Raw genomic sequence first — 13,419 nt, 5'->3', positions numbered from 1 at the left:
AAAGATAAAGGGAATTCAGAACGGGGCAGCAAGTTAACTTGCTCCGCCACGCTACCGCTTATATGCCCATTGGGAAGTCTCGTGTCAGACTTCGCTCTTAAGCCAGTTTCTTCGCACCCCGAACGCAGTTCCTCCCCCGATGTCTCGCTATATCCTCCCGCTAGTATTCGCATTCGCCTTGAGCGAAGCCCCACAGCTTGCCACTGCCCAGGTACCCCAGGCAGCCCCCGCTCCTGCCGATACGACTCATAAGTATCAGACTCCCCCTTCCAAGGCAAATACTACCCACCGGCCGTTTCTCAAAAGCAAGGGGTTTCGGGCGGTAATTGTGCCGGCCGTACTCATTGGCTACGGAGCCAGCACCATCAATGGGCATGGTTTCTATAGCTCCTACGATGCGCAAAAGGACATTCGCCACACATTTGGCAGCTACCGTACCCATATTGACAACTATCTGCAGTTTGCGCCCTATTTCGAAATTGGGGCCGTCTTGCTGGCTGGGGTTGACTCCCGCGACGACCGCCTGAACCTGGCCCTGGTGCTGGTGAAAAGCGAGGCCATTATGCTTACGACGGTTTATGCCATCAAAACCCTGACCGCCATTGAGCGCCCCGATGGTTCTAACCACTTGTCGTTCCCCTCGGGGCACACAGCCCAGGCGTTCTTGGCGGCCAGTATCGTGCACACCGAGTTTCGGGACAAAAGCCAGTGGTACGGCGTGGGCGCCTACACCATTGCAACCAGCGTAGCCGCCCTGCGCATGATTAACGACAAGCACTGGGAAAGCGACGTAGTGGCCGGCGCCGGCGTGGGCATCCTCTCGGCCCACTTGGCTTACCTATCGCACCGCAACCGCTGGGGCCGCAAGCCCATAGGGCGCGATGTGGGCGTGCTGCCCATGTGGAGCCCGGCCGGCGGCACGGGCCTTAGCATCACCTGGCAGCCGAAATAGATATCGACCTTTCAGACTTCTACGGGCGCTATTACTTTTTTTGCCGACACCGTAGCTCCAATACTAGCTGCTACCACCAGCGTGATGGCCAACCACTGCGTTGGAATCAGGTGCTCTTTCAGAAATACCAGCCCGCACAAGGCCGCTGCTGCCGGCTCCAGACTCATCAGTATGCTGAATGAGCGGGCCGGCAGTATCCGCAGGGCATTCATCTCCAGGCTAAATGGGAGCGCGCTGGAAAGCAGTGCCAGCGCCACCCCGGCTCCATACAAGGTCGGGGTGAGCAAAGCCAGGCTACCGCTGGCCACGGTGAAGGGCAATATGGTGAGGGTAGCAAACAACATTCCCGTGGCAACCGCTGCTCCGCCGGGCAAAACCTGCGATACCCGGCCGCCCAGCACAATGTAGGCCACCCAGCACGCGCCAGCCAGTAGCGCAAACAGAGCACCCAGCAGGTCGACACCTTGGCCGGTCCATGGAGCGATAAGCGCAATGCCCACGCCCGCTAGCAATACCCAAACCAAGTCTAATGCCCGACGTGAGCCGGCCACGGCCAGCAGCAAGGGGCCCACAAACTCAAGCGTTACGCACAGCCCCAGCGGAATGCGAGCCAAGGCCAGGTAAAACAAGAAGTTCATGGTGCCCAGTGCCACACCGTAGGGAATCACCGCCCGCCACTGCACGGCCGTCAATTGCCGGAGCGGCGGCCTGAAGGCTACCAACAACATCACGGCTGATAGCCCAATCCGCATTCCCGCCGCCCCTGCCGCGCCCACCACCGGAAACAGGCCCTTGGCGATGGCCGCGCCCGCCTGAACGCTCAATATGGCCATGAGCACGGATGGCACCGGCGGCAGCGAACCAAAACGGAGAGATTTCATCACAATAAATTTCCAGACGGAGTCTTGCTCACATTGCGTGCGGCAATATCAGCTCAACCTACGAGGACAGCTCAATTCCTTGGCATACGCCCACAAAAAACCCGCTGCAAATACTTGATTTACAGCGGGCGTTTAGCAACGTGAGCCTCCTGCCGGGATCGAACCAGCGACCTACTGATTACAAGTCAGTTGCTCTACCAGCTGAGCTAAGGAGGCGTTGAGGTACCACAAAAGTACATAAGCGACGTGCTTCTGCCAGCCTCTGTGGCTCAATTTCTATAAAAAAGGGCCCCGACAACAATGCTGTCGGGGCCCTTTCAACTGTAAAACAGTGCCTTTACCGTCGCGTTAGCTGCGAATAATTTTCAACTGCTTCTTCAGCGTCTCAATGCGCTTTTGTCCCTCGGCGATGCGGCCTTGGTATTCCTCGCGCAATTGGTTGGCATTTTTGGAACGAGCGAAGAAGTCCAGGTTTGTCTGCAGCGTGGCGTGGTCGTTCTCCAGTTCGTTGATTTCCTTGCGCAGGGCCATTTCTTTCCGGGAAAGCTGCTGCTGGGCCTGCGGGCGCGCTTTCAAACGGCCCACTTCTACCTGGAACAACAAGTCATTCTTGTCGGCGTAGCTCAGGCCGGGCACGTGGTCGAGGTACTTACCGAGCAACGTGAGCAATTGCTCCTCGCTGCGGTCGGAAGTGCCACGGCCGGGCTGGTCGTCGGTGGGGTCAAACTCAGCCACCCAGCCCGCGAGTATTTCGCGGAAGCCTTCCAGCGTGCCGGGGTTATCAGCCGTGAGGGCGTTGACTTGGTCGGCAATCTTGTCGAGGTGCGTGGTTTGCTCCACCGATGACTGCTGCACCTTTTCCTCGCGGAACCGGGCCTCTTGCTTGGGCCGCTCAAATACGGCGTCGCAGGCGGCGCGGAAACGGTGCCAGAGCTTGTCAGCCAATTTATCCGGCACGCGGCCCACGTCCTTCCACTCCTTCTGTACCCGAATGATGACCTGACGGGCAGCATCCGAATCCGGGTTGTTGGCGGCTTCTTCGGCCTGCTCGATGAGGGCCACCTTCGCTTTCACGTTGGCCGACTTCTCGTTGTCGAGGGACTTAAAGAATTCGTTTTTGCGGTTGAAGAAGGCTTTGTAGGCAGCCCAATATTGTTTGTTCAGGGCATCGGCCTGCGCGCGGGGCACAAGCCCTGCGGCTTCCCACTCGGCTTTGATTTCCTGCAGCTCGTCGGTTTTGGAGCGCCACAGGTTCACCCGGTCGGTGTCGAAGGTAGCGAAAGGCAACACGCGCTCCAGCAGGGCCTGCTTTACTACCAGATTGGCCTTTTCCTGCGTCGAGCGGATATCTACAAACTCCTTGCGGCGCTGGTGCAGCACGTCGGATGCCGCGATGAAACGCTGCCACAGCGGCTCGCGCTGGTCATTGGGCACCGGGCCGATGTGCTTCCAGTCTTCGTGCAGCTTGGTCAGCTCGTCCAGCGCCTTGTTGATGCCGGGAACATCGGCCAGGGCCTCCGCCCGCTTGATGAGGGCTTCTTTGGCCTCCAGGTTGCGGCGGCGGTCGAGGTCCTTCATCTCCAGGAAGCGGCCCTGCTTGCTGTAGTAAATATCGAGCAAGCCGTGGTAAGTATCCCAAATGGCCTGGCTGTCGGTTTGGGGCACCGCGCCGGTGGCCTTCCACTCGGCCTGCAGGGCCTTGAGCTTGGCCGAGCTGTCCTTGGTTTCGGCCGCTTCTACCAGCAAGCGCAACTGGTCGAGCAGCTGCTTTTTCTTGGCGAGGTTATCGGTACGGCTGGCATCTTCTGCTTTGGCATCCTTGGCGCGGCTTTCGCGGAATTCCTGTAGGGCTTTGTTAAGCTCCTGCTGGCCCTCGGGCTGCTGGAAAGCAAAGGCTTCGGCGCCTTCGCCGCCTTCGGAGAACTTCTGGCGGGCGGAGCTGCGCGCCAGGCCCACGTTGGTTTCGTACTGACGCGTGAGGTCCTGAATCTGCTTGCGGTTGCGGGCGGCATCGGGCCGGCGCAGCAACTGCACCAGATAGGCTGCCTGAGCCGGCAAGTCCAAGGCCGTGAAATCCGGGGCGGCGGTTTCGGGCACAAAAGTGTCCTCGCCATGCGCACCACCTTCCTGCTCGGCAGTGGCAGGCTCTGCATTCAAAGGCGTTTCTTCCGAAGTAGGCAGCGTTGCTACCGCTTCGGGTGCCGCATCAATCTCGGCAGCACTGTGCAGGTTCACCGTGGGCAGCTCCGGTGCTTGGTCTTCTACGGTGGCTTCCGGGGCGGGAGCACTCAGCGTTTCGGGGTCGGCAATGGGTGCGGGCGTTGCGCTGGCAATGTGCTCATCGGCGGGCAGGGCCTCCGGATTGGGCGCCGGAAAGTGGGCTTCCTCCGGGTGGGCCATTTCGCTGCCATAGTGGTTTACCGCCCGGGCAAGTGGAGCCGACACATCGTGGCCGTTTACGGTCACGGAATCGGGCACGTGGTGGGCCGTTTCGGCCGCGGCAGCCGCTTCGGGCGTGCCGGCCTCGGGAGCCAGGGCAGCTTCTGAGGCAGTTGCGGGGATTTCGGCAAGCGGTTCGGCCGTTCCTGCGCCTACGGGCTGGTCGGCGGGCAGCTCAGGCGTACCCTGGGGCGGCATTTCTACTTGAGCAGCCCCATCAGCCGAAGCTGGTGTGGCGGGCTCGGGGGTTCCTTGAATCTCGGCTAAGCGACGTTGCAAAATGGTCATTCGGTCGTCTGCAGCCGGGTCGGTGCCACCGGCGAGCGGGGCAGTAGGTATTTCTTCAGTAGCCATAATTCTACGTAAAAGCCAGCTTCACTACGGAAGCCAGAAGAGAGAGCAAAAAGAGATTGGAATAAAACAAAAATATGTCCCTGCAGCCGCATTAATTTAAACGAGGGTCTACGGGATAGTTCGACAGCACCTTGAATCGCCCGCCTTTCTCCCGCAAAATATCCCGCCAAAAGGCATCAGATGCCAAAGTAAACACTTTCCCGGCGCTTGCGGGGTGCCGTATCCAACTCTGCCCCTGCATTTCAGTGGCCAATTGGCCCACCGACCACCCCGAATACCCAGCAAAGAGGCGCACCTGGTCAGGGCCTACCGCGCCACTACCGATGAGGCCCAGCAGCAGCTCAAAATCGCCGCCCCAAAAAACATCCTGCCCCAAATCGGTGGCGCCGGGCAGGTCGGCCCGCCGGTGCAGGTAGTGCAGGGTATCGGGCTCGACGGGCCCGCCCACATAAATGGGCAGGTGAGCGGCGGCAGTAACCAAGTTTGCTGGCAATTCGAGCACGTCGCCAAGAGTGAGCGTAGTAAGTCGGTTGAGCACCAGGCCAAACGTGCCGTCAGTGGGCTCGTCGCGGCATACCAGCACCACGCTACGTTCGAAGTTAGGGTCGCCGAGAAACGGCTGCGAGATAAGCAATGTACCGGGTCGCATGGTGTTAAATTAACAGTTATCGGCGAACAATCATCACAAAATATACGGTGGATGTGACGGCAAGGGCTGGGAACTGGCCGTTTAGAGCATGGCCTTACAGATGTTAGTACCTTGCGCGCCAAACGCCTTTTTGATAACGATAACTCGGGAGCGAGCCACCGGTTTATGGAATATTGATTATTTGATGAGGTTGAGCTACATCGACTTTGCGCTTGCCATAGTACCTGGGCTAAGCCAGCGATAGATTATTAAGAGGTGTAATCTACTCATTTCGATACAATTATTTCTAATCAAATAAACATTTTTTTTATTAATTCGCGCCCAAACAAGCAATGAACGACCCTCACCTCGCCGAACTGCGCAAAACCTACTCCCAGCGCACCCTTTCCGAAACGGACGTGCTACCCGATGCCGTCCAGCAGTTTCGGGTGTGGCTCGAGGAGGCGCTTTCGGCCCAACTGGAAGAGCCCACCGCTCTCACCCTGAGCACCGTGGCCGCCAATGGGCAGCCTTCCTCCCGCGTGGTGCTGCTCAAGGGGCTTCCCGATGACGCGGGCTTCTTATTCTATACGAATTACGAATCGCGCAAAGGCCAGGAACTGGCCGCGCAGCCGCTGGCCGCCATCAACTTCTTTTGGCCGGGGCTGGAGCGGCAGGTACGGGTAGAAGGCCGGGTAGAAAAAGCTCCGGAAACCATGTCAACTGAATATTTCCAGAGCCGGCCGCGCAGCAGCCAGCTTGGCGCCTGGGCCTCGCCACAAAGCCAGGTTATCGGCAGCCGGGAGGAGTTGGAAGCCCGTGAAGTGGCCATGGCCAATGAGTTTGTGGACCAAGACCCGCTGCCGCGCCCGCCGCACTGGGGCGGCTACATATTGCGGCCCCAGCGCCTCGAATTCTGGCAGGGCCGCCCCAGCCGCCTGCACGACCGGATAGTGTACGAGCTCGAAGGCAACAGCTGGCGCCGCACCCGCCTGGCTCCCTGAAGTCATTTTTCATTTAACAATTAACAGTTATCAATCAACAGCGCTTTCGGCACTTTATATTAAAGGCCAGCCCGTTATAGAATTTCTTTTGATTGTTGATGTGTTAAATGATAATTGTTAATTGATAACTGAACGTGGCTGAAATTCAACCTTTGCGCGGCTGGCGCTACAATCCCACCCTCAGCGCCAACATCGACGCGTACGTATCCCCACTGTTCGATGTGGTATCGGCGAAGCAGCGCGAAGCGCTTTATCGCAATCCGCTCAACTCCATTCACCTCTCGGTGCCCCGTGCCGAAGACCCGGCCGCTGCGGCCCTGGTCCGGCTGCGCGAGTGGCAGGCCAGCGGCGTGCTCCTACAGGATGAGTTGCCTGGCATTTACGCCTATTACCAATACTTCCGGCTTCCGGGCAGCACCCGCGAGTACTGCCGGAAGGGCTTCATGTGCCACATCAAGGCCTATGAATGGGACGAGAAAGTGGTATTGCGCCACGAGAACACCCTGCCGGCGTCGGTGAACGACCGGGCCGCGCTCCTGGCCCGGACCCAGTTCCAGACCAGCGCCACGCACGGCCTGTACCGCGACGAGAACTTTGAGCTGGAAACGTACCTGGACGAGGCGATGCTCTCGCCGCTATATGAAACGGAGGAAGACTACCAGGGTGCCCGCGACGTGCTGGCCGTGATTCAGGACGCGGCCAAAATCCGGCGGTTTCAGGAAGTGCTCAGCGCCCGGCAGGTGATTCTCGCCGATGGCCACCATCGCTACGAGGGCTCGCTTACCTACCGCCATACCCGCCAGGCCACCAGCCCCAACGCCACCGGACACGAGCCCTGGAACTACCACCTCATGTACCTCACCAATGCGGCAGCCGACGACCTACGCATCCTGCCCACCCACCGACTGCTCCTTGAACTGCCCGGCAACCTGAACGACGCGGAGCTATTGGAACGGCTGCAGCCCTACTTCACCGTCACCCCCAAGGACGACGCCAACGACCTGCCCGAAATCATAGCCGGCAAACCGTGGGCCTTTGGGCTGTACCTGGGCGGGCAAGCTTACAAAATCCGCCTGCTGCCCGAAGCCCACGCCCTGCTGGATTGGGACACGACCGACGAAGTAAAAGCCCTGGACTTGACGGTGCTTCACTATTTCGTGCTGGAAAAAGCCCTTGGGCTGGTTGGGCCAGATGTGCAGCGCACGTGGCCGGGCGTGGCCTACGTACGCAACTTTGCCGAATGCCTGCAGCGCGTAGACAGCGGCGAGGCCCGCGCCGCCTTCATCGTGAACGAGGTGAGCATGGCGGAGGTAGAAGCCGTGTGCCACTCCGGCGCCGTGATGCCGCCCAAGTCCACGTTCTTCTACCCCAAAACCATCGGCGGCTTTCTGTTCAGCAGCATTGCCGACGAAGAGGCGGACAACCACTTCGTCAGCCATTTTCAAAACGATTCCTTGTGAAACTAGTATTAGCCTCCAATTCTCCGCGCCGGCGCCAGTTGCTCACCGACATGGGGCTGGATTATGAAATCCGCCTTCTCGAAGTCGATGAAGATTTCCCCGCCCACTTGCGGCGGGCGGAGGTAGCCGAATACCTGGCCGCCCGCAAAGCAGCTGCCTACACTGAGGGCCTCGCGGCCGATGAAGTGGTGCTAACCGCCGATACCATCGTGTGCCTGGGCCACGATGTGCTCAACAAACCAGCCGACGTAGCGGAAGCTACCGCCATGCTCACCCGCCTACAGGGCCGGGCCCACGATGTATTCACCGGCGTGTGCCTGCGCTGCGGCGACGGCCGCGAAGTAGTATTTTCGGACCAGACCACCGTGCACTTCCGCCCGCTGAGCCCGGCCGAAATCAGCCACTACATAGCCACCGCCAAACCCTTCGACAAAGCCGGGGCCTACGGTGCCCAGGATTGGCTGGGCATGGTCGGTATTGCCCGGCTCGAGGGGTCGTACTTCACGGTAATGGGCCTACCCACGCACCGCGTTTGGGAAGAACTGGAAAAGCTGGGGGCATTGCCCGCACGTGGGGTTAGCGCTTAATTTTCGGCTTAATCCATGCGCTTTCTCTCGCTCGTTGCTACGTTTTGCATCCTGGCCGCCAGCTTGTACCTCGTCAGCATTTATGGCCTGGCCTCATACAGTGAGGTTGAGCGCCTAGGACGAATTCCTTATTTCGAAGACGTCCCCGATGGGCTTCTTTTCCTGAGCCTCCCATTGACTCCAGGACGATTTGCAGTGTTTCAAACCTTTATTTGGGTTTTACTGATAGGTAGCTTTTCAGCCAACGTTTTCCTGCTTAAGGACAATGCTTACCGCTTAGAGCTTAAGTACCTGGGCCGGGAGTTTAATAAGTCGTTGTCCGCCCTCAAGCGACGGGTGCAACGTCTGTCTGCTTCAGAGCGCGCGGTAGCTGGCACCTTGTTGCTCGCTATTCTGCTGACGCGGCTGGTGTGGTTCATTATCGACCCCTTGAGCCCGGACGAAACGGCTTCCTATGACTACTTCGTACGGGAAGGGACAGTATCGGTGACTAGCTTCTACCCGATTCCTAATAACCACGTACTCTATAATTTTATTTGTTGGGTTGTGTCGGAGCTGATGCCTGAAAATGTCAGGGTTATCATGCGGTTGCCTTCCCTGCTAGTGGCAACGGTGGGCACAGCACTCAGTTACGTGCTGCTGATGCATTTCAGCAATTTTCGGATTGCCACTCTGGTCACCGCCTTGTTTAGCTTAGTGCGCCTCACTATCATTTATGCTGACTCCGGCCGTGGATACTTTTTGCAGATGGTGTGCATTCAGCTTTCCTTCTTCGCTGTTGTTGGAATAGTTACGAGGCATCCTTTCAGGCGCCTCGCGTGGGCAATGCTCATTGGCAGTAGCATTATCGGGCTCTACACCATTCCTACTTATGCAGCGCCGTTGGCATCACTGGCACTAGTGCTGTTAATTGCTGGAATGCAGCTCGAGCCCCATTTCCGGCATCGTTTTTTGGGCCAGTTGGTGTTGGCTGGTGTCATCATCGCTGTAACCACGATATTCTGCTATACGCCAGTTGGGATTATTTCTGGCTGGTCCCGGCTCCTAGCCAACCGCTACTTGGCATCCCATTCTCTGGTCACATTTTTGACGGGCAGCAAGGCCTATGCTTATGAAGCGGCTAGTCTGGTGGGACCCGTGCAGCCCACCCTTCTTATCTGCACGGCGCTAATTATTTTTACACCAGTCTTGCTCCGCCGAACTCAACTGAAAGGCTGTGGTCAGTGGATGGCTTGGGCAAGCTGGATACTAATTCTAACCCCGGCAGTCATTATGCTGGTCCAGCACGTGTTCATGCCAGGGCGCGTGATAATGTACACCACCTATTTCGTATTCTTGCTGGCCGCCTTATGGGCTGACCAAGCCTTGAGCCAAGGCGGCACAACTTGGACACATCGGCTACCGATGGCGTTCCTAACAGCCTTCATAGCGTTTCGGATTGTGGAGTTGGGCACACAGGTGCCCACCCTGCTTCAAAGCCAAAAACAGGATGCCATTGTGGCAAAAGCATACCATTGGCTGCGGAGCCAACCCGCCCGCCGTGTTTTCGTGCAAGCACCCTACCATGCCGTTATGTTCAGGCACTATGCAATGCTGGATAATCAAACCATGGCACTATACACCAAGCATGTGTCCGGAGTGCACTATGCATACTTGGTTTGCCGCAACGACCAGCCTTTACCCCCTGCCTGGGCCGCCGGGCTCAACTACCAGGCTATTTATCAGGATGAGATGGCAATTATATATCAGTTGAAAGCAACCCTCTGAACACAATCATAAATAGCCAATATACTAACCGGCCCTAAAATGGTAGGCCAATATCTAAAGTCAAGCTGAATATTCATGCCCGACACCACTACTTGCCTTCGCGTGCCCCGGCTTTCCATCATCCTGATGCTGCTGATTATTGCGGCTATTTGCGCGGCTTTTGCGGCCCTAGTGCTTAATCAAGCAACATTTTCGGAAGCAGTGGCGCTGAGCCGCATTACCTTTCACAACGGCTCTTATCAATACCTACCCGTTCGGGTGTCTGCCGATGAGTTTTCCCTAGCCCAAGGGGGGAGCTTAGCCTTGGCGGCCATTTTGGTGCTCACCGTGGGCGTAAGGTTGGTAGTTGGCGCCGGCCGCCGCGAGCTGGCCGCCGGGGTAGCTGAGATGCGTGTAGCCTCGCACTACATCGGGCAAGGCGTGGCAAGGCTGAGTACCCGGGAGCAATGGGTAGCGGGCCTCTGCCTGGCCTTGCTCACAGTGTCGCGCATTTATTTTGGCATCGTTAAGTCGTACCACTCCGAAGAAGTGGCCTCGTACGACTTCTTCATCAGCAGAGGGCTTTTGGCCGTCACGAGTTTCTATCCCATTCCGAACAACCACGTTCTGCCCAACACTCTGAATTGGCTATTCTTTCAGGTGAGCCCAAACGTGTGGTTTACCCTTCGGCTCCCGGTGCTGCTAATAAGCACGGCTGGTACCATGGTCCTGTTTGCGGGACTAGTTCGAATTGCTACGTTCCGAACGGCTCTAATTGCGCTCACCTTGTTCTCGTGGATGCAGCTAAGCATGTACAACGCCGTGGCCGGGCGCGGGTACTGGTTGCTTATGACCCTGGCCGGAATACACTTCTTTGCAATGTTGGCGCTGGCTCGGCGGCTTCCCTTTCCACGAGCAGCATGGGCCGTGCTACTCCTGACTGGCGTTCTCGGTTGCTTTACAGTGCCTGCCTTTGTCTATGTCGTTGTGTCTGCAGCCAGTTATCTGGGCTTAGTCTTCTTACTCGAGCGCGATTGGCGAAGCATTTGGCACACTGGCTGGGTGGGAAGCGGGATTTTGGTGGGGGCTTCGTTGCTGTATTTTCCGTTGCTGTTGATTTCCGGCTGGCGCCTACTCCTGGCTAACGGTTATGTAGCCTCTCTCCCATGGGACTTCTTCTTGCGTGAGCTAGCCAGCTTCAGCTGGTTTACTGAGGGAACATTAGCAGGGCAGCGAACTATCGGAGCATTCTTATTTATTGTAGTGGTATTCGCTACGCTTTTGTTGCTCAATCCCAAAAGAAATGGCAGGCTCTCTCCTGAGCTGCAACGCGCTGTGCGAAACCTTTGTCTGCCAGCCATTTGGTTTATCCTGCTGCCATATATTTTGATTAGCATCCAGCGGGTGTTACCACCCGAGCGGGTTTTGCTGTACAAAGCGTTCTACCTTTTTGCGCTAGCAGGTCTGGTGCTCGATGCTTGGTTGCAAGTTCATCCCGGCCGTCTCTGGAGAACGTTGGCCAGTAGTGCAATTATGCTATTTGTCGCATACCAAGCCTTCACCATGCACAAACTCGTGCAAGGCAACCGGCAGTACATTGAGTCAATAAGCAATGCTTTCGATTGGTTGAAAGGTCGCCCCGCGGGGCGCGTGCTGGTCGGCGTAAATGAAACTTCGCTGCACTTCTTGTTTTTCGCACACTACCGCACGCCACAGCGCCACTGGCAGTTCGACACGAGCCCGCAACTGGGGGCACGCTACCGATACATCATTGTTTCACCCGATTACAAGGGGCCATACCGCCCGCCAATACCTGCAAAGCCCGCTTTTAAAGACGGAGTAGATGAAATCTACGTCCTACCTGCCTTTGGTCAGCCGGTGCCAAACGACCCCAGCCGCGAGTAAAACCGCCCCGAGGCGCCCCGTTCCCGATAAAATTTGCGCCAAAACGGGACGAAACCTAGTGCCCCCGCGCCAACAGCGCGATGCCAACCACAATCAACAGCATGCCCCCGGCTTGGGTCGGCGTGAGGACCTCTCGCAACACCACCAGCCCAAGCAGCGCGGTAAGCAGCACTGAGCCGCCCACAATCAACGGCGTACCCACCGAGGAATTGACCCCGCGCTGAAACACCACAAAAGTCAAAATCTCGGCCAGCCCAACGCCAACCCCGGCCAGTGCCGCAAGGGCAAGGCCTTTGCTGCTCACGGGCAGCGGCTGGCCCTGCAGCTTTAGTTTCAGGAGCCACGCGGCACCGAGCGCAGCGGCTACCAACTGCAACACCACAGCTCCCATAGCCGCCGGCAAATGATTTGAGGCCAGCTTGATAAAGAAGTTGTAGAGCGCCAGGCACAAGGCCGTGAGCAAGGCAAGGGGCAGCCAATTCATATTACCGGTGCGTTATCAGGCGGGTATTGCTTGCTGAATAGATTAGGCTAAGCCCCTAGGTGAAGTTGAGCTAAAGCGTGAACTGGCTAGCTAAATCTGACGGTTCTATAGCAGCTTGTAGTTGCGGTATTCGCCCAGGCGGTAGCCGGTAAGTTTTTCAATAACCTGCTTGAGCTGGTCCTTGAAACGGTAACGGTTACGGGACATATCGTGGGCGAACTGCCAGTTTTGCCGGTGAATGCGCCCTAGCATGGCGGCCGGATGGCGGCCCTCAAACGGCTTCAGAGAATCTATCTGGCTGTAATCAAACTCGGCGGCGGGCACCACGTTGGCGGCCACCCATTCGTCGGAATGCCACAGCCGGTTGAAGGTTTCCTGCTTGCGCTGCATGGCGGCCGGCGGCTTCACCCAGCCGTAATGGTGCACGGTAGCATCGAGCAGCTTCACTTGCAGCTTCTCATTTTTGCCCTTCCGGAAGCCTTGGGCATCGCGGTAAGAATACACGCCCCGGTTGGGCCGCACGATTCGGATTTCGCGGCGGTACCAGCGGCGCGAGTCGCCCACGTAATCATAGGAACCGTAGAAATGGCGGTAGTTCAGCAGCAGGCCGTCCACCTGCGGGTCGGCCGCCCACCGGGCCATGCCGGTTCTTATAGCGGGGTAGTCGTCTTCGTGCAACACTTCGTCGGCCTGCAGGTAAATGGCCCAATCGGCATCAGCCGGCACAGCGGCCAACGCTTTATCTGTTTCCACGGCCAGCACCCGCCCGCCTTCGCGCAGGGTGTCGTCCCACACAGTTTGGATGATGCGGATTTTGGAGGAGTTAATGCCCTGAATTAAGCCCAACGTATCATCGTCGGAGTTACCCACGGCCACCACTACTTCATCGCACAGCGGCAGCAGCGAATTGATGCTTTCTACCACCGGGTAGTCGTAGGTGACAGCATTGCGAACGAAGGTGAAGCCAACGACTTTCATG

Annotated in this window: 11 protein-coding genes and 1 tRNA gene; 6 read left to right on the top strand and 6 right to left on the bottom strand. The window is 57.7% G+C overall.

All coding sequences use genetic code 11. The features are described from left to right. The first annotated feature begins 139 nt into the window (after positions 1–139). A complete protein-coding gene (locus LJ738_RS07730; RefSeq protein WP_227785762.1) occupies positions 140–952 on the top strand; it encodes a phosphatase PAP2 family protein in 813 nt (270 codons plus the stop codon). A gap of 11 nt (positions 953–963) precedes the next feature. Here LJ738_RS07730 and LJ738_RS07725 read toward each other — a convergent pair whose 3' ends face one another. The 4 genes from LJ738_RS07725 to LJ738_RS07710 form a co-directional block, all read right to left on the bottom strand. Then, positions 964–1,833 (bottom strand): EamA family transporter, encoded by an 870-nt coding sequence (locus LJ738_RS07725; protein ID WP_227785761.1) that lies wholly within the window; start codon positions 1,831–1,833, stop codon positions 964–966. Between the two features lie 143 nt (positions 1,834–1,976). After that, positions 1,977–2,049: transfer RNA gene (locus LJ738_RS07720), tRNA-Thr, on the bottom strand. Positions 2,050–2,181: 132 nt separating this feature from the next. Beyond that, positions 2,182–4,626: a DUF349 domain-containing protein gene (locus tag LJ738_RS07715; RefSeq protein WP_227785760.1), complete on the bottom strand. Its 2,445-nt coding sequence runs from the start codon at positions 4,624–4,626 to the stop codon at positions 2,182–2,184. 91 nt (positions 4,627–4,717) lie between these two features. Further along, complete coding sequence (locus LJ738_RS07710) at positions 4,718–5,275, bottom strand: YqgE/AlgH family protein (protein WP_227785759.1); 558 nt, start codon at positions 5,273–5,275, stop codon at positions 4,718–4,720. A 332-nt stretch (positions 5,276–5,607) separates the two neighbouring features. On the opposite strand from LJ738_RS07710, the gene pdxH reads away from it, so the two are divergent. From pdxH to LJ738_RS07685, 5 genes are all read left to right on the top strand, one after another. Continuing rightward, positions 5,608–6,258, top strand: a complete 651-nt coding sequence (pdxH, locus tag LJ738_RS07705) for a pyridoxamine 5'-phosphate oxidase (RefSeq protein ID WP_227785758.1) — start codon at positions 5,608–5,610, stop codon at positions 6,256–6,258. Between the two features lie 134 nt (positions 6,259–6,392). Beyond that, on the top strand, positions 6,393–7,718 hold the full coding sequence (locus tag LJ738_RS07700) for a DUF1015 domain-containing protein (protein ID WP_227785757.1): 1,326 nt from the start codon (positions 6,393–6,395) through the stop codon (positions 7,716–7,718). After that, positions 7,715–8,305, top strand: coding sequence for a Maf family protein (locus LJ738_RS07695; RefSeq protein WP_227785756.1), 591 nt, complete (start codon positions 7,715–7,717; stop codon positions 8,303–8,305). Before LJ738_RS07700 ends, LJ738_RS07695 begins: the two co-directional genes overlap by 4 nt. Before the next feature lie 15 nt (positions 8,306–8,320). Next, on the top strand, positions 8,321–10,072 hold the full coding sequence (locus LJ738_RS07690) for a hypothetical protein (protein ID WP_227785755.1): 1,752 nt from the start codon (positions 8,321–8,323) through the stop codon (positions 10,070–10,072). A 75-nt stretch (positions 10,073–10,147) separates the two neighbouring features. Continuing rightward, positions 10,148–11,956 (top strand): hypothetical protein, encoded by a 1,809-nt coding sequence (locus tag LJ738_RS07685; protein WP_227785754.1) that lies wholly within the window; start codon positions 10,148–10,150, stop codon positions 11,954–11,956. 55 nt (positions 11,957–12,011) lie between these two features. On the opposite strand, the gene LJ738_RS07680 is transcribed toward LJ738_RS07685, so the two are convergent. Beyond that, on the bottom strand, positions 12,012–12,440 hold the full coding sequence (locus LJ738_RS07680; protein ID WP_227785753.1) for an EamA family transporter: 429 nt from the start codon (positions 12,438–12,440) through the stop codon (positions 12,012–12,014). A 105-nt stretch (positions 12,441–12,545) separates the two neighbouring features. Further along, positions 12,546–13,418, bottom strand: coding sequence for a glycosyltransferase family protein (locus LJ738_RS07675; RefSeq protein ID WP_227785752.1), 873 nt, complete (start codon positions 13,416–13,418; stop codon positions 12,546–12,548). Position 13,419 lies beyond the last annotated feature (1 nt).

Source organism: Hymenobacter plasmatis (assembly GCF_020711255.1).
GTDB lineage: Bacteria > Bacteroidota > Bacteroidia > Cytophagales > Hymenobacteraceae > Hymenobacter.
The sequence above is the reverse complement of the archived record's forward strand: the minus strand, read 5'-3'. Positions and strand labels throughout refer to the sequence as shown.

Coding starts and splice junctions, on each gene's coding strand:
- LJ738_RS07730 (WP_227785762.1), top strand. CDS start 140: ATGTCTCGCTATATCCTCCCGCTAGTATTCGCATTCGCCTTGAGCGAA.
- LJ738_RS07725 (WP_227785761.1), bottom strand. CDS start 1,833: ATGAAATCTCTCCGTTTTGGTTCGCTGCCGCCGGTGCCATCCGTGCTC.
- LJ738_RS07715 (WP_227785760.1), bottom strand. CDS start 4,626: ATGGCTACTGAAGAAATACCTACTGCCCCGCTCGCCGGTGGCACCGAC.
- LJ738_RS07710 (WP_227785759.1), bottom strand. CDS start 5,275: ATGCGACCCGGTACATTGCTTATCTCGCAGCCGTTTCTCGGCGACCCT.
- pdxH (WP_227785758.1), top strand. CDS start 5,608: ATGAACGACCCTCACCTCGCCGAACTGCGCAAAACCTACTCCCAGCGC.
- LJ738_RS07690 (WP_227785755.1), top strand. CDS start 8,321: ATGCGCTTTCTCTCGCTCGTTGCTACGTTTTGCATCCTGGCCGCCAGC.
- LJ738_RS07685 (WP_227785754.1), top strand. CDS start 10,148: ATGCCCGACACCACTACTTGCCTTCGCGTGCCCCGGCTTTCCATCATC.
- LJ738_RS07680 (WP_227785753.1), bottom strand. CDS start 12,440: ATGAATTGGCTGCCCCTTGCCTTGCTCACGGCCTTGTGCCTGGCGCTC.
- LJ738_RS07675 (WP_227785752.1), bottom strand. CDS start 13,418: ATGAAAGTCGTTGGCTTCACCTTCGTTCGCAATGCTGTCACCTACGAC.